The sequence below is a fragment of the Streptomyces sp. NPDC058674 genome, from assembly GCF_042716505.1.
In the GTDB taxonomy this organism is placed as follows: domain Bacteria; phylum Actinomycetota; class Actinomycetes; order Streptomycetales; family Streptomycetaceae; genus Streptomyces.
The window spans coordinates 184,893-207,103 of sequence record NZ_JBHXSC010000002.1; the positions used below are offsets into that span (position 1 = coordinate 184,893).

The window sequence follows — 22,211 nt, forward strand, 5'->3', positions numbered from 1 at the left end:
TCGCCGCCGTCCCCGATGCCCCTGTTCACCTGCTCATTGTCCACCTTCCTTGCACTTTGACAACAGTGTTGCCAAAGTGGAGTTCATGAACGCCACCGCCCCCACCAGCCCCCTCCGCGTCGGCCTCATCGGCTACGGCCTCGCCGGTTCCGTCTTCCACGCGCCCCTCGTGACCGCCACCGACGGGCTCGTCCTCGACACGGTCGTCACCTCCGATCCCGAGCGGCAGGCGCAGGTCCGCGAGGCCTACCCGGACGTGCGGACCGTCGACTCCGCCGACGCGCTGTGGGAGCTCGGGGAGGCCCCCGCCCTCGACCTCGTCGTGGTCGCCTCCCCCAACAAGACGCACGTCCCGCTCGCCACCGCCGCCCTCACCGCCGGCGTCCCGGTCGTCGTCGACAAGCCGCTCGCCGCGACCGCCGCCGAGGCCCGCGCGCTGGGCGAACTGGCCGAGCGGACCGGCACCTTCCTGTCCGTCTTCCAGAACCGCCGCTGGGACAACGACTTCCTCACCGTGCGCCGCCTCGTCGAGGACGGCGAACTCGGCGAGATCCAGCGCTTCGAGTCCCGGTACGAGCGCTGGCGCCCGCAGCTCAAGGGCGGCTGGCGCGAGTCGGGCGCCCCGGAGGAGATCGGCGGCCTGCTGTACGACCTCGGCAGCCACGTCGTGGACCAGGCGCTGGTGCTGTTCGGCCCGGCGGTACGGGTCTACGCGGAAGCCGACGCCCGCCGCCCGGGCGCCGCGACGGACGACGACACCTTCATCGCCCTCACCCACGCGAGCGGCGTCCGCTCCCACCTGTACGTCAGCGCGACCACCGCGCAGCTGGGGCCGCGGATGCGCGTCCTGGGCTCCCGGGCCGGCTACGTCAAGTACGGGCTGGACCCCCAGGAGGGCGCCCTGCGCGAGGGGCTACGGCCCGGGTCGGACGCCCCGTGGGGCGAGGAGCCGGAGCACCTCTGGGGCCGGCTCGGTTGCGGCGAGTCCCCGCTGACCGGCGGCGGGACCCCGGTGCCGACGGTGCCCGGGGACTACCCGGCGTACTACGCGGCGGTGGCCGCCGCGCTGCGCGAGGGCGGTCCCGCCCCGGTCACGGCGTACGAGGCCGCGCACTGCCTGGACGTCCTGGAGGCCGCGCGGACCTCGTCGCGGGAGGGCGTGACCGTGGAGCTCCCCGCCGCGGGCTGACGGACACCCCGGCCGCCCGGTCGGCGCGACACGGCGCCGCTCGGCCGGGCGCGGCGGCGCGTCGCCGTGCGGCGGGTGCGGGGGCGCGTCGCCGTGCGGCGGGTGCGGGTCCACCATCGGCGGCCCGCTCCCGCTCCCGCACCTTCCCCGGCACCCGGTGTCCGGCGCCCGATGTCCGGCGCCCGGCACCCGACGCCAGCGCCCGGTGTCCCGGGCCGGGCGTCCCGGGCCGGGCGTCCCGGGCCGGGCGTCCCGGGCCGGGCGTCCCGGGCCGGGTGTCCCGGCACCGGTGCTGACTACGCGCTCTTGAACTCCTGGCGCTGGCGGCCCAGACCCTCGATCTCCAGCTCCACGACGTCTCCGGCCCGCAGGTACGGCTTCGGCTCGGGCTGCCCCATGGCCACGCCCGCCGGAGTACCGGTGACGATGAGGTCGCCGGGGTACAGGGTCATGAACTGGCTCAGGTACCGCACGACCTCGCCGACCGGGAAGATCTGGTCCGCGGTGTTGCCGTCCTGCCTGAGCTCGCCGTTCACCCACAGCTTCACGTCCAGCAGCTGCGGGTCCGGGACCTCGTCGGCCGTGAGCAGCCAGGGGCCGACCGGGGTGAAGGTCTCGCAGTTCTTGCCCTTGTCCCAGGTGCCGCCGCGCTCGATCTGGAACTCGCGCTCGGAGACGTCGTTGACCAGCACGTAGCCGCCGACGTGCGCGAGACCCTCTTCGGCGGAGGCCAGGTAGCGGGCGGTGGCGCCGATGACGACGCCGAGCTCGGCCTCCCAGTCGGTCTTCACGCTGCCGCGCGGGATCAGCACGGTGTCGTCGGGGCCGCCCACGGTGTCGGGGGCCTTCAGGAACAGGATCGGCTCGGCCGGCGGCTCCGCGCCGACCTCGGCCGCGTGCCCGAAGTAGTTCAGGCCGATGCCCACGACCTTGCCCACCCGGCCGACCGGCGCGCCGATGCGCAGCCCTTCGGCGTTCAGGACCGGAAGTCCGCCGGACGCGGCCGCGTCCCGTACCCGGGACAGCGCGGAGTCGTCGGCGAGCAGGCCGCCGTCCACATCCGTGATCAGGCCGGACAGGTCCCGCAGGGTCCCGTCCCGGTCGAGCAGCGCGGGGCGCTCCGACCCGACCGGTCCGACACGCAGCAGCTTCATGGGCATTCTCCCGTGGTCGAGGGTGGTCGGCCCAGGGGGAGCCCCCGGGCCGGCCGATGGGTTGCGGCCATCGGAGGATTGGCTGATCCTCCAAGAAGTCGACCCAATCCGCAAGACCCCGTTCACAGACTGGAACGCACGGCTCCGCCGGTCTCCCGCTCCGTCCGGTCCTTGCGGTACTGGAGCCAGGCCCGCTCCGCCACCGTCCACGCGGTGGTCGTCACCAGGTAGAGCCCGGCGGCCAGCGGCACCACGGCGGCCGTGATCAGCGTCCCGAAGGAGAGCAGCGGCAGTACGCCGCCCAGCTTGCGCATGACCTCCTGCTGCTCGGCGCTCATCTGGGCCGGCAGACCGGCGGCCGCCTTGCCCCGCGCCCCGGCCGGCCCCCCGGACCGCGACCCGGCCGCACCCCCGGACCGCACCCCCGCCGGCCCCCCGGACCGCGACCCGGCCGCACCCCGGGACCTCGACCCGGCCGAGCGGTCGGCGCCCACCCCGCCTGCGCCCGCCCCGCCTGCGGCCGCCCCGCCTGCGCCCGCCCCGCCGGTGGCCGCGGCGGCTTCGGAAGCCGCGGCGGCCGCCCGGCGCCCCCGCACCGCGCTCCACGCGGCGACCACCGCGATCGAGGCGAACAGCCCGAGGAAGACCATCCCCTGCGCCCCGAGGAAGCCGCCCTCCTCCAGCGCCCCGGTCCACCGGGCGCCCAGCGGCGCCGCGAACAACCGGTGCCCGAGCAGCTCGTTGGCTGCCCCGCCCACCTCCGCCGAGGAGAACGCCTGGTACATCACGAAGAACACCGGGAGCTGGAGCAGCACCGGCAGGCACCCCGCCGCCGGGGTGGCCCCGCGGAACGCAGCCCGGCTCAGCGGGTGCAGGGCCAGCCGGACGAGAACGGTGAACAGCACGATCGCGGCAGCGGTCGCGGATTCGGCCAGCACCGGCTCCAGGAGCCCGCCCAACTGGGCAACGAGATGAGTGAAAACGGACACGCGGGCCCTCCGAGGGGTCTCGTCGAACGTCGAAAACGGTGCAGCGATGCGGGATGCAGGGCTGCATTTCGGCGTGACGACCCGCGAGGGGCGACAGCAGTGTTCAGTCAGCAGAAGGCGAGGAGTACTGCGCGCCCCTACGCGGCCGTCGGAAGGGGACGGCCGGGTGCCCGGGGCCGCGAGCGGCCGGAGGCGTCGGGATCGCGCTGCGGCAGGAACGCCGTGCGCTGCTCGCGATCACGGATCGCGGTGCGTATGCGGTGCGGCGGCACGGGCCGCACGAGCCGTGCGGCGGCCGCCAGGGCCTCGACTCCCAGCGCGACGGTGGCCGCGAGTGCGATCACCACGGTGCCCAGGCCGCTCTCCCCGGCGAACAGCGTGAGGACCCCGCCGAGCAGGACCAGGGACAGGGCGCGGAACAGGGCCGGCGCCGGCAGTACCGCGGACGCCCGCCGGGCGGAGCGGCCGAGGAAGGACAGCGGCGGGCGGACGCCGCTTCGTTGCCGAACCACGCAGACCACCCCTTCCCCTCCCGCGCACGAACTCCCGTACGAGACCGGCTACCTGAACGATACTAACCGCGCCCGCCGACAACCGGCCGCGCTCACGCCCCTGTTGTGGATAGCGGGCCCGGCACCTCCTCGTCCGGGCACCGGTCGGCCCTCCCCCGCGGCCCGGAACGGCAGACCGCCAACGCAACCGCCGGGTTCACGGCGAGGGCCGCCATCCCCGCGGTGGCGAGCCGTCCCGGCTGCGGACGCTTCACCCGGTTCGGCCGCGCCGCCCCGCCTCAGGGCTGTCCCGTCGCCCCCCGGGCGGGACGGCCCTCAGGCCGTCGACGCGAGCGTCCCCCACACCACCAGCCGGTACCTGGAGCTGTATTCGGGGGTGCAGGTGGTCAGCGTGATGTACGCGGCCGGCACGCCGTACCCGTAGGAGGGCTTGACCGCGCTCCGCGGCACCGGCGCGATCACCCCGGTGTCCCTCTCGGTGGTCTCCCCGAGGACCTGGCCGACCACGTAGGTGTACCGGCGCCCCCGGACGTCGACGATCAGCTCGTCCCCCGCCCGCAGCCGGTTGATGTACCGGAACGGCTCGCCGTGGGTGTTGCGGTGCCCCGCGAGCGCGAAGTTCCCCCGGGCGCCGGGCGGGGCCGTCCCGGGGTACTGGCCGGCGTACCCCTTGTCGAGCACGCTCCGCTTGTCGACGCCGCGGGCGACGGGCACGGAGAGGCGTAGGCGCGGGATGCGCAGCACGGCGTACGCCGCGCCGCCGGCCGCAGTCCCCGCAGCGGGGGCGGGGGTGCGGGCGGGCACGGACGGTACGCCGGGGCCGCCGGGCGCCGCGGAACCGTCCGGCCCGGCCTCGGGCGCGGGCTCCCCGCCGGCCTCGCCACCCGGCTGCGCTCCGGAGCCGCCCGGCTCGACGGGCGCCGCGCCGTCCGGCGCCGCATCCGCCGGCTGCTCCCACGCGCGCTCCAGGGCCCGCACCCGCTGCTGCGCGGAGGCGTGGGCCTGCCGGTTGGTCCACCACACCTGGTGCACCACCAGCAACGCCACCACCACCCCCACGGTGGTCATCACCTCGCCGCACGCCCACAGCGCCCACGCGAACACGACCCGCGGCGCCCGCCGGCCGCGCCCCTGCACCACCACCGGTATGTGATCTCGCACGGGCGGCACCCTAAGTCCTGCCCCGTCAACTGACCAGCGGCAGTACGGTGTGAACCATGCGCCCCGACACGCCTGCCGAGCACATCGCCGAAGCCGAGCGCCTCATCCGCACGGCGACCCGCTACCCCGAGGACCAGGAGCCGTTGCTCCTCCAGGCCGCGGCCCACCTCGAACTGGCCGACGCACGCGACCGGGCGAGCGCCCTGTACGACCAACTCCTGTCGGCCTCACCCGCCGACCCCCACCTGATCAAGGCGCTCCAGGCGGCCAACCTCTGGGAGTACGGCCACGAGGCGGAGGCCCGCGCCCTGATCTCCGGCATCCGCGCGGCGGCCCCGCTCGAAGCGGCGCCCTGGGAGGTGATCGCGGAGGCCCTGGAGACCCACGACGAGCTGGAGGCCTCGCACGACTGCTTCACCGAGGCCGCCGCGCTCCTCATCACCGAGGACGCCCCCCTCACCCCGGCCACCACCGCGCTGCTCACCGGCCGCCACCGCGTCCGCCGCCTCCTGGGCCTGCCGCACGACGACTGGGACATGGTCGCCGACACCCGCCACATCGGCCCGATCCCCCTCGACGAACTCCACGACCCGAAGCGCATCTGGGCCCTGGGTTCCGACGACCCGGCGGAGCTGCGGGCCGAGATCGCCCGCCTCCGCGCCGAACTGGGCGACCGCCGCGCCGCGCTCTCGCGCCCGTTCCCGGTGGCGATCCTGCACTGGCCCCAGCGCGAGCTGGCCGAGCTCCTGACCAGCTACCCGACGCTGGCCGCGGAGTACCCCTCGCACGAGACCCACCTGGCCCGCACCGAGGCCTCCCTCCGCGCCCTCGCCGCCTCGGGCACCACGAACCTCGGCATCGTCACGGCGAGCGTCCCGTCCTACGAGGCCTTCGCGGCGTCGGAGAAGACCTCCCCGGCGTCCCCGTCCCTCCTGGCGGAGTACGCCACGACCCTGGCGGCCCGCGGCAAGGCGACGCGCTGGCCCCCGAGCCCGACGGAACCCTGCTGGTGCACGTCGGGCAAGCCGTACTCGGAGTGCCACGGCACCAAGGAATGACGGGAACCAGCCGTCACCTGGTCGATCATCGGCCATCGTTAACTCTGCTCGGACCCTGTCGCGTCAAAATGCGGCAGACGGCGTCAGTTGTGCCTGATACAAGGGCAGCAACGATCAAGTCCTGAGGAGATTCCGTGACGTCTGGTTCCCGCTCGCACGCCTCGAAGCCCGTCACGGGACTGCACGAGACGCTGATCACCAGCGGACTCGAGGAAAAACTCCAGGAGCTCATCGCCGCAGGCGGCGTCGTCATAGCCGATCAAGTCAGCGGAGAATCCACCCAGCACGTCTTGACCCGGCACATCTCCCGCGCAGTCGGCGAAGCCCTGAAGAAGCTGCCAGCCACCGATCAGGTCCGAGCCGCCAATGAAATCCTCCGCTCCCTGTCCACCCTTGAGGGAATCGGAGCGGCCAGGGAATGGGCAGCCCCTCTTGTCGATGGTCCCCGCCAGCTGCTCGCCGTATCCGGACACGGCGCGTCCGAGACGTACACCGTCCGGCCGTCGACTCCCCTGTCGGAGACGGCACTCATCACCAACTCACATGACGATCCGAGCCTGGGCTACGAACTGCGTGCCGAGTTGGCAACGGCCGACCGCATCGACCTGCTGTGTGCCTTTGTGAAATGGACCGGGCTACGCGTACTGGAGCAGCCGCTCAAAGCCGCGGCTGAACGTGGTGTTCCCATCCGCGTCATCACCACGACCTACATCGGGGCCACGGAGCGCAAAGCCCTGGACCGCCTCGTCCGCGAGTTCCATGCGGAAGTGAAGGTGAACTACGAGCTCCGCTCGACCCGCCTCCACGCCAAGGCTTGGCTCTTCCGCCGCCACTCGCGGTTCGACACCGCGTACGTCGGCAGTTCCAACCTCTCCAAGGCAGCGCTCCTCGATGGGCTGGAATGGAACGTCCGACTGTCCGGCATTGCGACCCCGGACGTGCTGCGAAAATTCGAAGCCACCTTCGACTCCTACTGGAACGAGCGGTCCTTCGAGGCGTACGACCCGGACGTGGACGCCGACCGACTGGACGAAGCGCTCCGGATCGCCAGCGGCTCGGGAAGGGACCAGAACGCCGCACGCATCATCAGCCTCTCCGGGCTGGAGGTACGACCCTTCCCTCACCAACGGGACATGTTGGAGCACCTCGAAGTCGAACGTATGGTGCACGACCGCCACGCGAACCTCCTGGTCGCTGCGACCGGCACCGGCAAGACCGTGATGGCGGCACTCGACTTCAAGCAACTCCAGCACACGCTGGGTCGCACGCTGCGCCTGCTGTTCATCGCCCACCGCAAGGAGATCCTCGAACAGTCCTTGCGTACCTATCAGGACGTGCTGATCGATCCGAACTTCGGTGAGCTCTTGTGTGACGGCGAGATACCGAAGAAATGGGATTCCGTATTCGCCAGTGTTCAATCACTGAACCAAAAGAGGCTGGACGAGTTCCCCGCCGACCACTTCGACGTCGTCGTCTTCGACGAGTTCCACCACGGCACCTCACCCACGTACCGAAAGGTACTGAACCATTTCACCCCCAAGGAGTTGCTCGGGCTCACCGCTACACCCGAGCGAATGGACGGCCTCAACATCCAGGATGAGTTCTTCGACGGACGCATCGCAGCGGAGATGCGACTATGGGAGGCCCTTGAGGCAGACCTGCTCTGCCCGTTCCACTACTTCGGCATCACCGACAACACGGATATGAGCGCCATCGCCTGGAAGCGCGGCGCATATGATTCCGCTGCCCTCAGCACGCTCTTCACCGGAAACGACGCAAGGGCCAGGCTCGTCGTCCGCGCACTGCAAGAAAAGCTCAGCGCACCGGAGACGATGCGTGCGCTCGGCTTCTGTGTCTCCGTCGCCCACGCCCACTTCATGGCCGACTTCTTCAACCGTGCGGGCTTCCGCGCCACCGCGCTGTCGGGCGAAACACCCCGTGCCGAGCGCAAGGCAGCACTCGACTCGCTGAAGGCCGGCGACCTCAATGTCCTTTTCTCCGTCGACCTCTTCAACGAGGGACTCGACCTTCCCGACGTCGATACCCTGCTGCTCCTGCGCCCGACGTCCAGCGCCACCGTGTTCCTCCAGCAACTGGGGCGCGGCCTGCGGCGCAGCGAAAACAAGTCGGTCCTGACCGTGCTCGACTTCATCGGTCAGCACCGCAAGGAGTTCCGATTCGAGGAGCAGTTCCGCGCTCTGACCAACCTGACGCGTAACCGCCTCCTCAACAGCGTGGAGAACGGCTTCCCCCAGCTGCCGTCCGGTTGTCAGATCGTCCTTGAACCCAAGGCCAAGGACCTGATCATCGAAAACATCCGGAACCAGATCAACGTCAACGTCGCCCAGCTCAGCAAGGAGGTCGCGGCCTACGCCACGACCGATCTCTCGACGTACCTCGCGGAGAGCGGTCGCCGGATCAATGCGCTGTACCGGGGCAACGGCAACTCCTGGACGGGCCTCCTCCGTCGGGCGAAGCTCCTCACCAGTCCCGTTCCCACCGGCGAAGAAGCACTCCTCAAGCGCATGCCGGCCTTCCTCCACGTGGATGATCCTGACCGTGTCCACGCTTACTCAGCTCTCATCGCCGCTAAATCACCCGCCTACGACGAGCTCGATGAGCAGATGAAGGCGTACGCCCGCATGTTCTTCTTCTCGATTTGGCCGCTCGGTGGCAAATTCAGGAACTACCAGGAGGGAATCGACTTCCTTCGCTCGCAGCGCGCCTTTCGCGATGAGCTGCGTCAGGTACTCGCCCACAACCTGGATCGGACCGAACACGTTCCCCTTCCGCTCACGGGCGACCTTGCGGCGCTGCCGTTGACCGTTCACGCGTCGTACAGCCGAGAAGAGATCCTTCCGGCCCTGGGACAGTCCGCGCTCGGAGGCTTCCTACCGCAGAACTTCCACGAAGGGGTCAGGTGGTGCGAGGGCATCCGGACCGACGCCCTCTTCATCACACTGGAGAAGAACGCCAAGGACTTTTCTCCGCAAACCCAGTACAAGGACTACGCGATGGGTGAGTTCCAGTTTCACTGGGAGTCGCAGAACGCCACCTCCGAAACCTCCCCCACCGGAGTGCGGTACCAGACTCACATGGAGAGGGGATCGCACGTCTTGCTGTTCGTCCGCCGGTTCAAGACGACTGACATCGGCGGTCCGCAGGCTTGGATGTTGCTCGGGCCTGCGGAGTACGTGCGCCATGAGGGGAGCAAACCCATGGGCATCGAGTGGAAACTCCGCCACGAGATCCCCGCGGACGTCAGGTCCTACTCCGCCGTCACGGGCTAGCCAGCAGGTCTGCGGGGCTCATCCCGCCCCTCGGAACAGCGGGAGTTGTTGGTGGCCGCGGGCTTGGGCCGTGGGTGGTGTGGGGCGGGGGGTCGTCAGGGTCAGGAGGGCGCGGAGGGCCGCCAGGACTTCCGTCGGGGTGTCGCGGAGCATCGACGGGGTCGCGCTGACCACCAGGATTCCGTGGGACTCCAGGCGCAGGCGGCGGCGGAGCGTGGCGTGCCAGGCGTCGCGGGTGTAGTGGTACTCCGCCGAGTCGATCTCCAGGGCCACGCCCTCGTCGGGCCAGTAGGCGTCCGGGCTCGCCAGGAAGGCGCCGTCCGGGGTGTAGAGGCGGGCGTTCCACAGCGGGGTCGGGAGGTCCGTCGCCGTGAGGGTGTCGCGGGCCCGGCCCTCGGCGATCGAGCGGACTCCGGCGAGCAGCTCCGCCGCCGCCGCGCGGATCGCGGGGCGGCCCAGGAGTCGGGAGGCGCGCAGTTCGGCGTGCAGGTCGTGCGGGTGGCACCAGCCGGCCTGCACCACCTGGGCCAGCACCGAACGGATCCGGTCGGGGTGTTCGGCGCGGGCGGCGAAATCGGCCGCCGCCCGGACCGGCCGGGTGCTGGGGATGCCGGAGACCGTGATGGTACGGGGCCACCGCGAGGTGGCGAGGGGGCGGACCTCGGGGGTGGCGGCGAGCCGGCGCGGGGCTCGGATCAGTACGTCCAGGGGGCTGGCCGGGCCGTACGGGGCTTCGCGGATGCCGAGGAGGCCAAGGGCGGCGCCGCCGGTCAGGGCGGCCGTGTCGCCGGTCAGGGGGTCCGCGGTGGGCGCGGCGGCGTACAGGACGGCGGAGAGGGCGCGCTGGCGCTGGTCCGGGGGGCCGGTCTGGAGGAGGTAGACCCTGGGCAGCAGCCGTTGCCAGGGGCCGCCGGGGCGGGTGCGGGAGGTGATCGTGCCGGCGGGGACGCCGGCGGCGGTGAGCTGGTGGCGCGTGGCCAGGTTGAGCTGGCGGCGGGCTGCCCGCGGATGGTGACGCTGCGTAGTGATCATGCGTCGGGTATGCCCTGCCGTGGGAGCCGCGTACCGCCGTCGGGGGTGGCGGGTACACCCCGGCCCCGGGAGGCGCGAACCGCCGCCCCGAGTGGTGGCGGCACTACCCGCCGCGGGGACCGCGTACCCGCATCAGGGAAGCGGGAACGACCGGCCGCAGGGGACCGCGTACCGCGTCAGGGATGCCGCGTACGGCCGGCCGCGGGAGCCGCGCACCAGCGTCAAGGGTGGCGGGTACGCCCGGCCGCACGGGCCGCGGCCACCGTCAGCGAGGGTGCGGGTATATCCCGGCCCCGGGGGCCGCGTACCGCCGTCAGGGGTGGCGGGTGGGTACCGGCCGCGGGGGGCGCGTACCGCCGTCAGGGGTGGCGGGTGGGTACCGGCCGCGGGGGGCGCGTGGCGGCGTCAGCGGCCCGGGTGTTCCGGGGACAGGAAGACGATCACTCCCGTCTCCGTGCCGGGCCGCGCCGCGACCTCGTGCCAGCCCAGGCGGCGGTAGGTCGCCACCGTGTCGGTGGCGAGGCGGGAGGTCAGCAGCCAGGCCCGTCCGTCCGGGGCGTCGGCGGTGATCTCGGTGAGCAGGTCGCGTCCGGTGCCGCGGCCGCGCGCGTGGGGGCGTACGGCGAGCTCGTCTATCTCCAGCGCGCCGCTCAGGAGCTCCTTCACCCGGGCCGGGCCGAGCTGCGCCGCGACCTGGGAGTACGCGCGGTTCTTGGGGAAGGCCGCCGGGGTGATCCAGCCCGTGGCGAAGCCCTCGATGCCGGTCGCGGACTGGGCCAGCGCGGTACGGAAACCACGGCGCCGGGCGTCGGTGGTGAGGCGGGCCTCGAATTGGCGAATGGTTTCTTCATCCTCGTTCCACGGCGGGCCGGAGAAGACGTCCGCATAGACGTCGACCAGCTCGTCCGCGAGGTCGAGGACGGCCTGTCCGTAGCAGATCACGATGTTCTGGCTCCTGAGGTCGGGGTTCCGCGGGTGGGAGGGGATTTTGCCCATTTGGGTTGGGAGAGTGAATTTATGGGCTTCGCGTTCCCACGACGGGTACCGCACGGATCCGGCGAGTGTGCGACAAATCCCCTCCCCGCTCTCCGTGTCGGGAAACCGGGCGGCCGCGTTGGGCACCGGTGGAAGCCGTGGACAGACTGCTTCGGGCGGCCGGCCGGTGCGCGCTCGCCCTCCTCCTCGCGCTGGGCGCGCTGGCGGTGCTGCCGCGCGCGGCACGGGAAGCGGTCCCGGACTCCGTGGTCGGCGGGGCCGTGATCGTGCTGGTGGCCGTGGTGGGCGGCCGCCGCGGGGCGGGGCCGCCGCGTTAGCCTCGTCTTCGTTGTGTGACTCATGGGACGAGACGACAAGGGAGTTCGAGATGGTTCGGGTACCGAGTTCCGCCGTTGCCGCAGCCGGTCTGGTCGGCGGGTACGCCACCGCCCGGTGGACCGGGAAGCGGCCCCTGGGCGGTGTCGTACTCGCCGCCGCCGGCCTCGCGGCCGGACGGGAGTGGCACCGGCGGGGCGGGGTCCCCGCGGCGGCCGGGCTGGGGACGCTGTACCTGGCCGGCTTCGCCGGCTCGCACCCCCTCGCCAGGAAGGTCGGGGCCTGGCCCGCCGTCCTCGGCGCCGCGGGGGTCGTGGCCGCTGCCGCCTGGGCCGTCGCCGACCGCGGCTGACGGGAGCGGGCGGGCTGCCGACCGGTCAGTCGCCCCGGCCACCGCCCGGGCAGCCGACCCCCGGCGGCCGACCCCCGGGCAGCCGGCCCGGCAGTCGGCCCGGCCGCCGCCCGCTCCTCCCCACCCCCGCCCGGCTCCCGCGCTACGCCCCGAAGGCCCTCGACACCGTGTAGATCAGCAGGCCCGCCAAGGCGCCGACCACCGTGCCGTTGATGCGGATGAACTGCAGGTCGCGCCCGATGTGGGCCTCGATCTTGCGGGACGTGTGCTCGGCGTCCCAGCCCGCCACCGTGTCCGTGATCAGCGAGGTGATCTCGGTGCGGTACGTGGTGACCACGTACACCATCGCGCCCTCGATCCAGCCCTCCACCTTGTCCTGGAGCCGGCCGTCGGTGGCCAGTCGGGCCCCCAGCGTCAGCAGCGAGGACCGGACCCGCAGCCGCAGCGCGCTCTGCTCGTCCTCTGCCGCCGAGATGATCATCGATCGGACCGCGGTCCAGGCGGAGGCGATCACGTCCTGCACCTCGTCCCGCGCCAGCAGCTCCGACTTGAGCCGCTCGACGCGCGCCCTGGTCTCGGTGTCGGACTGGAGGTCGGCCGCGAAGTCCGTGAGGAAGCGGTCGACCGCCCCGCGCGCCGGGTGCTCCGGCATGTCCCGCATCTCCGTGACGAAGCGCAGCAGTTCCTTGTAGACGCGGTCGCCGATCTTGCGGTCCACGAAGCGCGGGGTCCAGCCGGGCGCGCCGCCCTGGACCGCGTCCATCACCGACTCCCCGTGCGTGACCAGCCAGTCGTGCGCCCGCGCGCACACCAAGTCGACGATCCGGTGGTGTCCGCCGTCCGAGACGACCCGCTCCAGGGTCTTGCCCATGCCCGGCGCGATCTCCGCGGTCTCGGCCCGCCGGGTGATCGCCTCGCCCACGACCGCCTGCACGTCCGAGTCGCGCAGTACGGTCAGGGCCCCGCGCAGCGCGGTGGCCAGCTCCTCCGTGACCCGGTCGGCGTGCGCGGGGTCGGCGAGCCAGGTACCGAGTCGGCCGCCGATGCCGAGGGCGTTCAGGCGGGTCTTGACCACGTCGGAGGAGAGGAAGTTCTCGCCGACGAACTCGCCCAGGGAGACCCCGAGCTGGTCCTTCTTGGTCGGGATGATCGCGGTGTGCGGGATGGGCAGGCCCAGCGGCCGGCGGAAGAGGGCGGTGACCGCGAACCAGTCCGCGAGCGCGCCGACCATGCCGGCCTCGGCCGCCGCGGCGACGTATCCGGCCCAGGGGCCGGCGCCGGTGTGCTGCGCCCACTTGGCGAACACGTAGACCAGGGCGACCAGGAGCAGCAGGCCGGTCGCGAGGGTCTTCATCCGGCGGACGCCGCGCCGGCGCTCCTCGTCCGCGGCGCTGAACACGAAGGCTCCGGGGGCGGGTAGCGGCGGCGGTGCCGCTGTCGCTGTCGCTGTGCCGGAGCCTCCGGCGGTGGTTCGGTTGTCCACGTGGTCCTGCCTTCCCCCGGGGGCGCCGGTTTTGTCTGCATAGCATCCGACTCCCGGGAGGGACGGGGAGTTCCCGCCACGCCATGTCGCTCCCGCGAGGGTGTGGGTGGGCGTCTGCCCGGCGGGCGGCTCGACGATGCCTCCGGGCCGCGGCTGCGCGGGCGAGGCCCGGGCTGCGGCTGCGTACCCGGAGCCCGGGCTGCGGCTGCGTACCCGGAGCCTGGGCCTGGGCCGCGGCTGCGTACCGGGAGCCCGGGCCGCGCCCGGCCTTCTGGGGCTCCGCCCCAAACCCCGCACCTCAAATGGTTCTGGCCGCCGGTCGGTGGGGTGGGGACGCGCAGGAGGGGTCCCCGCAGGACGAGCGCGCATCCGGGCTTCGCTTTCGCAGCGGGGGCTCAGTGCGCGAGCCGAGGAGATCCCTCCGGAGAGGCACCGCCCCACCGACCGGCGGCCAGAACCAGCCCCGCCGGCGATCGAGGCGCAGGGTGCGGGGTCCGGGCGGAGCCCCGTGCAACGGCGCCGCGGGCACGCCCCGGACCGGCCCAGCGCCGCAACGGACCCGGCCCCGGGCACCGGCGCCTCAGGACACACCCCGCCCTACAGCTCCTTGCGGAGGCGGCCGCCTCCCAGGCCCTTCGGGGGTTTGACCTTGATCTCCACACCGCCCCAGAAGGCGAGGCCCGTCACCACCACCCGGGGTGCGCCCGGGTCCGTCCCCGCCGAGGTCGGGCGGTGGTCGAAGGCGCCCATGACGCCGACGCCGCGCACGTCGACCTCCACGCCCGGCGGGACGGTGATCTGGATGCCGCCCATGACGGCCACACAGGTGATCACGACCTCGCGTTCCGCGAAGTTCGCCTCGCGCAGGTCGATCTCCCCGCCGCCCCAGAACGCCACCGCGTGGAACCGGGCCGGCACCGTCCACCGCCCCTTGCGCTGGAACCCCGACATGACGGCCACCGCCGTCGAGGAGGACCCCGTGCCACCGATCCGCGCCGGCCAGGCCGTGCCCGATCCCGACCCCGGCACCGCCCCGGGACCCGCCGGGGCCGCCACCGGACGCCCGCCCGGCGCGCCCGTCCCGCCCGGCAGGTCGCGCGTCAGCGGCTCCAGCTCCCCGTACGTACGGGACCGGTACGCCGCGTCCAGCCGCTCCTCGAATTCCTCCATGTCGAGCCGGCCCTCGGCGACGGCGTCCCGCAGACGCTCCACCACCCTCTCCCGGTCGGCATCGGACGCCCTCAGCTCCGGCAACGGCTTCTCCGGCCGCTCGTCACTCATGCGGACCAGCCTATGCACCGATCCACGGCAGAGATACGGCCCGCGGCCGCCCCGCACCCCGGGCTTGTCCCTGATGCGTCCCCGACTCAACCCCGACCCGCGTACATCCGCGCGATCACGTCCTCGATGTCCGGCTCCCGCACCGACAGGTCCACCAGCGGGTAGTGCGCGGCCACCGCCGCCACCAGCGGCGCCGCCGACGCCCCCGCCGGGAAGGCCAGCCACTGCCGCGGGCCGTCCACCTTCACCACCCGCGCACCCGGCACGCTGATCGGCGCGAACTCCCGCTCCAGGTCCACCACCAGCGTCCGCTCGCTCTCCCCCGCCGACCCCGCCGCGTGCAGCCCGTCCAGCCGCCCGTCGTACATCAGCCGCCCGTGGTCGATCACCATCACCCGCTCGCACAACTGCTCGATGTCCTGGAGGTCGTGCGTGGTCAGCAGCACCGTCGTGCCCAGCTCCTCGTTCAGCTGCCGCAGGAACCCCCGCACCTTCGCCTTGCTCACCACGTCGAGCCCGATCGTCGGCTCGTCCAGGTACAGCACGTCCGGGTCGTGCAGCAGCGCCGCCGCGATGTCCCCGCGCATCCGCTGCCCCAGCGAGAGCTGCCGTACCGGTACGTCGAGCAGCTCGGCCAGGTCCAGCCGGTCCACGCAGCGCTCCATGTTCTCCTTGAACCGGGCCGCCGGAATCCGGTACATCCGCCGCATCAGCCCGTACGAGTCCTTCAGCGGCAGGTCCCACCACAGCGTGGTGCGCTGCCCGAAGACCACCCCGATCCGGTGCGCCAGCCGCATCCGCTCCCGCGCCGGGTCGATGCCCGCGACCCGCAGCCGGCCGCCGCTCGGGGTCAGGATGCCGGTCAGCATCTTGATCGTGGTCGACTTCCCGGCGCCGTTCGGCCCGATGTAGCCGACCACCTCTCCCCGGGCCACCTCGAAGCTCAGCCCGTCCACGGCCCTGACCTGCCGTTTCTCCCGGCGCAGCAGACCCACCCGGCGCCGTACGTCAAAGACCTTCTCGACCCCGTCCAGCGAGATCAGCGCATCGGCCACGGCCGGCACCCCTAACTTCCCGTGCTTCGGTACGAACGGACTCCCGCGCGCCACGCCAGCGACGCGGGCAGGAACACGGCGAACGCCACCAGCGGGCTCACGAACGCCGCCCACTGCGGCAGCCCCAGCGGATCGGGCCGCCCCAGCAGGTACAGCGCGGGCAGCCAGTTGACGAAGGCCAGCGGGACCACGAAGGTCACCCCGCGCAGCAGGTCCTTGGCGAAGACGGTCGGCGGGTACTGGAGCATCGTGCAGCCGCCGTACGTGAAGGAGTTCTGCACCTCCGCCGCGTCCCCGGCCAGGAACTGGAACGCCGCCCCCGCCACCATCACCGCGCCGAAGATGGCCGCCCCGGCCACGACCATGACGGGCACCAGCAGCGCCTTGCCGAAGGTCCACTCCACGTCCACCGCCGAGGCCGCCCACGCCAGCAGTCCCGCCCCCTGCACGATCCGCCCGACGCGGCGCAGCGCGAAGCGGTCCGCCGCGACCTGCGCGAGCACCGGGACCGGACGCACCAGCATGGTGTCGAGCGAACCGTCGCGGATGCGGGAGCCGATCCGGTCGGTGTTGCCCAGGACCAGGTCCGCCAGTCCCAGGGAGGCCGAGCAGGACCCGTACAGCAGGGCGACCTCGGGCAGGGTGAAACCGCCGAGGGCGTCCACGTGCGAGAACATGATGGAGATCGCGACGAAGTCGAGGAGCGTGATCGCCGCGTTCCCGACGGCGGAGAGCAGGAAGGACGTCCGGTACGTCATCGTCGACCGGATCCACATCGCGACGATCAGCCCGTAGCCGCGCACGCCCTCCACGGCGCGGTTGCGCCGAAGCGGCGCCACCTCCGCGAGGCCCGCCCCCCGCTCCCGCCCCAGTACCGCCTCAGCCACCCTGGACCACCACCTTCCGCGTCGCGGCCGACTGCAGCAGCCGCCCCGCTCCCAGCAGTACGAACGCCCACCCGGCCTGGAACGCCAGCGCGCCGGCCGCCGCCCCGGACCCGGAGTGCTTGCCGAGCAGCACGTCCATCGGGACCTGGAGCACCGCAGCCCACGGCAGGGCCCGGACGATGTCGCCGAAGCCGCCCGGGAAAACGGTGAGCGGCAGCAGCATCCCGGAGAAGAAGATCATGACCACGGTCGCCATCAGGTTGATCCCGGCCCCGTCCATCAGCCAGAAGGCGGCCAGCCCCAGCAGGTAGCGCAGGGCGAAGCTCACCACCAGTCCGAGGAGGACGGAGACCAGGAACAGCAGCCAGCGACCCGGAGCCGTGGGCAGCGCCAGCCGGAAGACGAGCGCCCCCGCGACCAGCGGGACCACCCCGCGCCCCGCCAACTGGAAGGCGGCCCGCCCCAGATCGGCCGCGAGCCACCACATCTGGAGGTCCGCCGGACGGTAGAGGTCGACGGCGACGTCCCCGGTGCGGACGCGCTCCTGGAACTCCTCCTGGAACCCGCCCCCGATGAGCGCCGCGGCGGCGAGCAGCGACTGGCTGACCCATACGAAGGTCAGGGCCTGCGCCTGGTCGTAGCCGCCGAGTCCGGGCCGCTCGTCCCACAGCGCGATGTACGTGGACGCGACGACGAAGCCGAAGACGGTGTTGGTGAACACCCCGGCCGCTGTCGCCGTCCCGTAGGTGGCGTAGCGCCGGAACCCCCCGGCGGCGACCGCGAGGTAGAGGCCCAGCGCCTGGTGGACCGTCCCGCGCACCCACGGGTGTGCCGACTCGTGTGCCGTCCCGCGCGCCGACTCACGTGCCGCCCCGCCCTTGGGCCGAAGCACTCTCTGACGCACCGTATCCCTCCGTTTCCCACGTCGTTCCTACGTCGGCCAAAGCGCGCGAGCTTAGTGCGGAGGGGCGAGCCACGCGACCGATTTACGCCGGTCCGGCGCCGAACCAGTGGCCATCGGGTAGACACCATGAGGTACAGAAGTGGATATTTCGCACGGCGCCGAGGAGTCCTGGAGATGAGCGACCCGTCACCACCGCCGGGCTGGACCCCTCGCGACCCGGACACCCCTCCCGAGGGGCCGCGGGCGCAGCCGCCCCCGCGGCCCGGCCCGCCCGGGAAGCCGGGGAAGTCCGGGAAGACCGGCAGACCCGGCAGGAAGCCGCGCCGCGAGCGGACCGGTCTGCGCCGGATTCTGCCCACCTGGCGCATGGTCGCGGGCGGCGTCCTACTGGTCGCCCTGCTGATCGGCGGCGCCCTCGTCGCCGGCTACCTCCTGGTCGACATCCCGCCCGCCAACGCCGCCGCGACCGCCCAGTCCAACGTGTACCTCTACTCCGACGGCTCCCTGATCGCCCGCGACGGCGAGGTCAACCGGGTCAACGTCCCCCTCTCGCAGGTCCCGCTGGACGTCCAGCGGGCCGTACTGGCCGCCGAGGACCGCGACTTCCACTCCGAACGGGCGGTGGACCCCAAGGCCATGGTCCGGGCCGCCTGGAACACCGCGACCGGCAAGGGCACCCAGTCCGGCTCGACCATCACCCAGCAGTACGTCAAGAACTACTACCTGGGCCAGGAGCAGACGATCAAGCGCAAGGCCAAGGAGTTCTTCATCGCGATCAAACTCGGTCGTGAGAAGTCGAAGGGCTACATCCTCGAGGGCTACCTGAACACGAGCTACTTCGGCCGCAACGCCTACGGCATCCAGGCCGCCGCCCAGGCCTACTACGGCAAGGACGTCGGCGAACTCACCACCGCCGAGGGCGCGTACCTCGCCACCCTCCTCAACTCCCCCAGCGCCTTCGACGTCGTCTCCCACCCGCAGAGCCGCCCCCGCGCCGTCGCCCGCTGGAACTACGTGCTCGACGGCATGGTCAAGAAGGGCTGGATGCCGCCCTCCGAGCGCGCGGCCACGCAGTTCCCCGAGCCCGGCAAGGTCCGCGCCGCCGCCGGCCTGTCCGGCCAGCGCGGCTATCTGGTCGAGGCCGTCAAGGACTTCGTCGTCGAGCACGGCATCCTCGACGACAAGACCCTCGCCGAGGGCGGCTACCGCATCACCACGACCATCGACAGGCGCCGCCAGGGCGACTTCGTCGCAGCCGTCGACACCCAGATGGTCAGCAGGCTCGACCCGGACACGCGCAAGGCCGACCGCCTGGTGCGCGCCGGAGGCGTCTCCATCGACCCGCTCACCGGCAAGGTGGTCGCCATGTACGGGGGCATCGACTACACCAGGCAGTACGTGAACAACGCGACGCGCCACGACTACCAGGTGGCCTCCACCTTCAAGCCGTTCGTCTTCGCGGCCGCCGTCGAGAACGGCTCCCGCACCCAGGACGGCCGCCTGATCACCCCCAACACCGTCTACAACGGCGACAACAAGCGCCGGGTCGTCGGCACCCGCATCCCCTACGCCCCCGAGAACGAGGGCCAGGTGTCGTACGGGAACATCACCGTCAACACCGCCACCGACCTCTCCGTCAACACCGTCTTCGCCCAGATGGTCGTCGACGTCGGCACCGACGAGGTCAAGCGGACCGCCGTCGCCCTCGGCATCCCGGAGGACACCCCGAACTTCGACCAGGGCCCGGCCATGGCGCTCGGCACCCTGCAGGCCAGCGTCCTGGACATGACCGCGGCGTACGCGACCCTCGCGGACCACGGGCGCCACACCCCGTACACCTTCCTGGAGGAGATCACCAAGGGCGGCGACACCGTCGGGCTGCCCGACCGCCCCCCGACTCAGGCCATCAGCCGCGAGGCCGCCGACACCACCACCGCCATGCTGGTCAGCGTCGTGGACAACGGCACCGGCACGGCCGCCCTGGCCGCCGGCCACCCTGCCGCCGGCAAGACCGGAACCGGCGAGCTGGACCGCTCGGCCTGGTTCGCGGCGTACACCCCGGACCTGGTCACCGTGGTGTCGATGATGGGCCAGGACCCCGACACCGGCACTCTGCAACCCCTGTACGGAGCCCTCGGCGAGCCCCGCATCAGCGGCGGCGGCTACCCGGCCCGCATCTGGGCCGCCTACACCAAGGCCGCGCTCGCCGACAGCGACCCCCTCGACTTCGAACTCGACCTCCAGCCCGGCGCGGCCCAGCCCCCGCCGTCCTCGGCGTTCCCGCCACCGCCGCCGGCCGAGTCGGACACCCCGCCGCAGACCCCGGACGGCCGCAGCCCGACGCCCCCGCAGCGGCCGAACCGCCCGACCCGCCCCACCCCTTCGGCGGGCGGCCAGAACCAGGGGGGACAGACGAACGGCGGCCGGACCGACGGCGGCCAGACCCAGGGGGGACAGACTCAGGGAGGACAGACGAACGGCGGCCAGACGAACGGCGGGCAGAGCGACGGCGGGCAGAGCGACGGCGGGCAGAGCGACGGCGCCACCCAGGGCAACCAGGGCGGCACCACCGCGGGAACCGAGGGCACCCGGGGCACGGACGGGGGCGCCACCGAAAGCCTGCGCCCGCCCCCGTCCGCGTTCCTGGAATGACGGGGGTCGGCGGGTCAGTGCCCGGAGGTCACCTTCAGGCCCACGACGGCGACCAGCAGCAGACAGATGAAGAAGATCCGGGCGGCGGTGACGGGCTCGCCCAGCACCGCCATGCCGAGGACGGCCGCACCGGCCGCGCCGATGCCCACCCACACCCCGTACGCCGTGCCGATGGGCAGGGTCTTCGCGGCGTAGGACAGCAACACCATGCTGGCGACGATGCCGGCGCCCGTGAACACACTGGGCCAGAGCCGGGTGAAGCCCTCGGTGAACTTCATTCCGATCGACCAGCCGACTTCGAGCAGACCGGCGACGAGCAGCAGGATCCAGGCCATGACGGGCACCTCCGGGACGAGAGCGAACGGGGTGCGTCGTCTTGTCGTCAACCCGGTACGGCGCGTCTCGTCGGGGTACCCCACCACCGTAGCAAAAGGGCGCGGAAAGGGCCGGTGACCCCGGTCACCCGGCCCTCTTCCAGCCGCTCCGTCCGCGCTCAGCCCTCAAAGACCCTGGCGCCCGTCGGGGCCCGTCGGGGCGCCGTCGGAGCATGGTCAGAGTCTGCCGGAGGTCGTCAGAGGTACAGCCCGGTGGAGTCCTCCGAACCCTCCAGCCGCTCCGCGGCCACGGCGTGCAGGTCGCGTTCGCGCATCAGCACGTACGTCGCCCCCCGCACCTCCACCTCGGCCCGGTCCTCGGGGTCGTACAGCACCCGGTCCCCGGGCTCGACGCCCCGTACGTTCTGCCCGACCGCGACCACCTCGGCCCAGGCCAGCCGCTTGCCCACCGCGGCCGTCGCCGGAATGAGGATGCCGCCGCCCGAACGGCGCTCGCCCTCGGGCAGGTCGGACTTCACGAGCACGCGGTCGTGCAGCATGCGGATGGGCAGCTTGTCGTGGGTGGTGTTCTCGCTCACGCCCCGAACCTACCCGCCCGTGCCCGCCCGGTGCGCCGGAGGGTCCTCAGCGCTTGCGGCGAGCCGCCACCACGATGAGGCCGACGACACCCGCCGCGAGCAGCGCCACGGGGACGATCCGCTCCAGGCGCGGGGCCCCGTCGTCGTGCCGCAGGCCGCCCTTCACGTCCGTCACCAGACGGTTCACCGCGACGAAGGCACGCCCGGCGGTCTCGTCGACCGTCGAGGCGACCTTGGCCTTCGCGTCCCCGACGATCGTCTTCGGGTGCATGCGCACGCCGATCTCGTCGAGCGTCTCGGCGAGCTGCTCGCGTCGGCGGACGATGTCCGCCTCGATCTGTGCGGGGGTCCTGGCTTCCGGCACCGCGCTGCCTCCGTCGTCGTGTCTGTCGCCTGTGGGCGTGATCCGTCATGGACAGTCTGTCAGCTCCGTCAGCTTAGGCTCATGCGGTACCGATCCCCTCCCGAGGAGACTGTTGACATGAGCGAGCGACTCCAGCCGGGCGACACCGCCCCCGCCTTCACCCTGCCGGACGCGGACGGCAACGAGGTCTCGCTGGCCGGCCACGCGGGCCGCAAGGTGATCGTCTACTTCTACCCGGCCGCGCTGACGCCGGGCTGCACCAAGCAGGCCTGCGACTTCACGGACAACCTGGAGGCGCTGGCGACGGCGGGCTACGACGTCATCGGCGTCTCCCCCGACAAGCCGGAGAAGCTCGCGAAGTTCCGCGAGCAGGAGAACCTCAAGGTCACGCTGGTCGGGGACCCGGAGAAGACGGTCCTGGCGGCGTACGGCGCGTTCGGCGAGAAGAAGCTGTACGGCAAGACGGTGACCGGGGTGATCCGCTCCACGGTGGTCGTGGACGAGAAGGGCAAGGTCGAGCACGCCTTCTACAACGTCAAGGCCACGGGCCACGTAGCGAAGATCATCAAGGACCTGGGCATCTGACCCGGCCCCCCTTCCCCGCGGAGCGGCCCCGCCCACCCG

21 protein-coding genes and 1 riboswitch are annotated in these 22,211 nt (G+C 72.3%); of the genes, 7 read left to right on the forward strand and 14 right to left on the reverse strand.

What is annotated here, in order from left to right; all coding sequences use genetic code 11:
- The first annotated feature begins 85 nt into the window (after positions 1 to 85).
- A complete protein-coding gene (locus ACFWU6_RS02130) occupies positions 86 to 1,189 on the forward strand; it encodes a Gfo/Idh/MocA family oxidoreductase (RefSeq protein ID WP_383977675.1) in 1,104 nt (367 codons plus the stop codon).
- Between the two features lie 296 nt (positions 1,190 to 1,485).
- Here the strand turns inward: ACFWU6_RS02130 and ACFWU6_RS02135 are convergent, their stop codons facing one another.
- From ACFWU6_RS02135 to ACFWU6_RS02150, 4 genes are all read right to left on the reverse strand, one after another.
- On the reverse strand, positions 1,486 to 2,343 hold the full coding sequence (locus ACFWU6_RS02135) for a fumarylacetoacetate hydrolase family protein (RefSeq protein WP_383977678.1): 858 nt from the start codon (positions 2,341 to 2,343) through the stop codon (positions 1,486 to 1,488).
- Positions 2,344 to 2,465: 122 nt separating this feature from the next.
- Positions 2,466 to 3,332 carry a hypothetical protein gene (locus ACFWU6_RS02140; RefSeq protein WP_383977681.1) on the reverse strand — a complete coding sequence of 289 codons (867 nt, stop codon included), beginning with the start codon at positions 3,330 to 3,332 and terminating at the stop codon, positions 2,466 to 2,468.
- A 137-nt stretch (positions 3,333 to 3,469) separates the two neighbouring features.
- The gene (locus ACFWU6_RS02145; RefSeq protein WP_383977734.1) at positions 3,470 to 3,769 is read right to left on the reverse strand and encodes a DUF6412 domain-containing protein; all 300 of its coding nucleotides are present in this window, start codon (positions 3,767 to 3,769) and stop codon (positions 3,470 to 3,472) included.
- A gap of 390 nt (positions 3,770 to 4,159) precedes the next feature.
- Complete coding sequence (locus ACFWU6_RS02150; protein ID WP_383977683.1) at positions 4,160 to 5,005, reverse strand: class E sortase; 846 nt, start codon at positions 5,003 to 5,005, stop codon at positions 4,160 to 4,162.
- Between the two features lie 56 nt (positions 5,006 to 5,061).
- Between ACFWU6_RS02150 and ACFWU6_RS02155 the strand changes: the two genes are divergently transcribed.
- Entirely contained in the window at positions 5,062 to 6,063 is a 1,002-nt protein-coding gene (locus tag ACFWU6_RS02155; protein ID WP_383977686.1) for an SEC-C domain-containing protein, read from the forward strand.
- Positions 6,064 to 6,197: 134 nt separating this feature from the next.
- The gene (locus ACFWU6_RS02160; RefSeq protein ID WP_383977689.1) at positions 6,198 to 9,353 is read left to right on the forward strand and encodes a DUF3427 domain-containing protein; all 3,156 of its coding nucleotides are present in this window, start codon (positions 6,198 to 6,200) and stop codon (positions 9,351 to 9,353) included.
- Between the two features lie 18 nt (positions 9,354 to 9,371).
- Here the strand turns inward: ACFWU6_RS02160 and ACFWU6_RS02165 are convergent, their stop codons facing one another.
- Together ACFWU6_RS02165 and ACFWU6_RS02170 are read right to left on the reverse strand one after the other, a co-directional pair.
- On the reverse strand, positions 9,372 to 10,385 hold the full coding sequence (locus ACFWU6_RS02165) for a hypothetical protein (protein WP_383977692.1): 1,014 nt from the start codon (positions 10,383 to 10,385) through the stop codon (positions 9,372 to 9,374).
- 405 nt (positions 10,386 to 10,790) lie between these two features.
- Positions 10,791 to 11,327 (reverse strand): GNAT family N-acetyltransferase, encoded by a 537-nt coding sequence (locus ACFWU6_RS02170; protein WP_383977695.1) that lies wholly within the window; start codon positions 11,325 to 11,327, stop codon positions 10,791 to 10,793.
- A 191-nt stretch (positions 11,328 to 11,518) separates the two neighbouring features.
- Between ACFWU6_RS02170 and ACFWU6_RS02175 the strand changes: the two genes are divergently transcribed.
- The gene (locus tag ACFWU6_RS02175; RefSeq protein ID WP_383802915.1) at positions 11,519 to 11,698 is read left to right on the forward strand and encodes a hypothetical protein; all 180 of its coding nucleotides are present in this window, start codon (positions 11,519 to 11,521) and stop codon (positions 11,696 to 11,698) included.
- Between the two features lie 50 nt (positions 11,699 to 11,748).
- Positions 11,749 to 12,048 carry a hypothetical protein gene (locus ACFWU6_RS02180; RefSeq protein WP_383802917.1) on the forward strand — a complete coding sequence of 100 codons (300 nt, stop codon included), beginning with the start codon at positions 11,749 to 11,751 and terminating at the stop codon, positions 12,046 to 12,048.
- A 142-nt stretch (positions 12,049 to 12,190) separates the two neighbouring features.
- Here the strand turns inward: ACFWU6_RS02180 and ACFWU6_RS02185 are convergent, their stop codons facing one another.
- The 5 genes from ACFWU6_RS02185 to ACFWU6_RS02205 form a co-directional block, all read right to left on the reverse strand.
- Positions 12,191 to 13,531: a DUF445 domain-containing protein gene (locus ACFWU6_RS02185; protein ID WP_383977698.1), complete on the reverse strand. Its 1,341-nt coding sequence runs from the start codon at positions 13,529 to 13,531 to the stop codon at positions 12,191 to 12,193.
- Between the two features lie 597 nt (positions 13,532 to 14,128).
- Positions 14,129 to 14,812, reverse strand: a complete 684-nt coding sequence (locus tag ACFWU6_RS02190) for a DUF1707 domain-containing protein (protein ID WP_383977701.1) — start codon at positions 14,810 to 14,812, stop codon at positions 14,129 to 14,131.
- A gap of 86 nt (positions 14,813 to 14,898) precedes the next feature.
- Complete coding sequence (locus ACFWU6_RS02195) at positions 14,899 to 15,876, reverse strand: ATP-binding cassette domain-containing protein (protein WP_383802923.1); 978 nt, start codon at positions 15,874 to 15,876, stop codon at positions 14,899 to 14,901.
- Positions 15,877 to 15,878: 2 nt separating this feature from the next.
- The gene (locus ACFWU6_RS02200; protein WP_383977704.1) at positions 15,879 to 16,754 is read right to left on the reverse strand and encodes an ABC transporter permease; all 876 of its coding nucleotides are present in this window, start codon (positions 16,752 to 16,754) and stop codon (positions 15,879 to 15,881) included.
- Entirely contained in the window at positions 16,747 to 17,550 is an 804-nt protein-coding gene (locus ACFWU6_RS02205) for an ABC transporter permease (RefSeq protein WP_383802992.1), read from the reverse strand. Before ACFWU6_RS02205 ends, ACFWU6_RS02200 begins: the two co-directional genes overlap by 8 nt.
- A gap of 282 nt (positions 17,551 to 17,832) precedes the next feature.
- On the opposite strand from ACFWU6_RS02205, the gene ACFWU6_RS02210 reads away from it, so the two are divergent.
- The gene (locus ACFWU6_RS02210) at positions 17,833 to 20,310 is read left to right on the forward strand and encodes a transglycosylase domain-containing protein (RefSeq protein ID WP_383977707.1); all 2,478 of its coding nucleotides are present in this window, start codon (positions 17,833 to 17,835) and stop codon (positions 20,308 to 20,310) included.
- A gap of 14 nt (positions 20,311 to 20,324) precedes the next feature.
- On the opposite strand, the gene ACFWU6_RS02215 is transcribed toward ACFWU6_RS02210, so the two are convergent.
- From ACFWU6_RS02215 to ACFWU6_RS02225, 3 genes are all read right to left on the reverse strand, one after another.
- Complete coding sequence (locus tag ACFWU6_RS02215) at positions 20,325 to 20,645, reverse strand: DMT family transporter (protein ID WP_383802929.1); 321 nt, start codon at positions 20,643 to 20,645, stop codon at positions 20,325 to 20,327.
- Between the two features lie 30 nt (positions 20,646 to 20,675).
- A riboswitch (guanidine-III (ykkC-III) riboswitch) is annotated at positions 20,676 to 20,751 on the reverse strand.
- Between the two features lie 130 nt (positions 20,752 to 20,881).
- On the reverse strand, positions 20,882 to 21,223 hold the full coding sequence (locus ACFWU6_RS02220) for a GroES family chaperonin (RefSeq protein ID WP_383802931.1): 342 nt from the start codon (positions 21,221 to 21,223) through the stop codon (positions 20,882 to 20,884).
- 46 nt (positions 21,224 to 21,269) lie between these two features.
- Positions 21,270 to 21,587: a DUF3618 domain-containing protein gene (locus ACFWU6_RS02225; protein ID WP_383802933.1), complete on the reverse strand. Its 318-nt coding sequence runs from the start codon at positions 21,585 to 21,587 to the stop codon at positions 21,270 to 21,272.
- Positions 21,588 to 21,704: 117 nt separating this feature from the next.
- Here ACFWU6_RS02225 and bcp point away from each other — a divergent pair, with 117 nt between their 5' ends.
- On the forward strand, positions 21,705 to 22,172 hold the full coding sequence (gene bcp / locus ACFWU6_RS02230) for a thioredoxin-dependent thiol peroxidase (RefSeq protein ID WP_383802935.1): 468 nt from the start codon (positions 21,705 to 21,707) through the stop codon (positions 22,170 to 22,172).
- Positions 22,173 to 22,211: the final 39 nt, after the last annotated feature.

Excerpts from the sequence above, each read along its gene's own strand:
- ACFWU6_RS02130 (WP_383977675.1), top strand. The coding sequence starts at position 86 with ATGAACGCCACCGCCCCCACCAGCCCCCTCCGCGTCGGCCTCATCGGC.
- ACFWU6_RS02135 (WP_383977678.1), bottom strand. The coding sequence starts at position 2,343 with ATGAAGCTGCTGCGTGTCGGACCGGTCGGGTCGGAGCGCCCCGCGCTG.
- ACFWU6_RS02155 (WP_383977686.1), top strand. The coding sequence starts at position 5,062 with ATGCGCCCCGACACGCCTGCCGAGCACATCGCCGAAGCCGAGCGCCTC.
- ACFWU6_RS02165 (WP_383977692.1), bottom strand. The coding sequence starts at position 10,385 with ATGATCACTACGCAGCGTCACCATCCGCGGGCAGCCCGCCGCCAGCTC.
- ACFWU6_RS02180 (WP_383802917.1), top strand. The coding sequence starts at position 11,749 with ATGGTTCGGGTACCGAGTTCCGCCGTTGCCGCAGCCGGTCTGGTCGGC.
- ACFWU6_RS02190 (WP_383977701.1), bottom strand. The coding sequence starts at position 14,812 with ATGAGTGACGAGCGGCCGGAGAAGCCGTTGCCGGAGCTGAGGGCGTCC.
- ACFWU6_RS02210 (WP_383977707.1), top strand. The coding sequence starts at position 17,833 with ATGAGCGACCCGTCACCACCGCCGGGCTGGACCCCTCGCGACCCGGAC.
- ACFWU6_RS02215 (WP_383802929.1), bottom strand. The coding sequence starts at position 20,645 with ATGGCCTGGATCCTGCTGCTCGTCGCCGGTCTGCTCGAAGTCGGCTGG.
- bcp (WP_383802935.1), top strand. The coding sequence starts at position 21,705 with ATGAGCGAGCGACTCCAGCCGGGCGACACCGCCCCCGCCTTCACCCTG.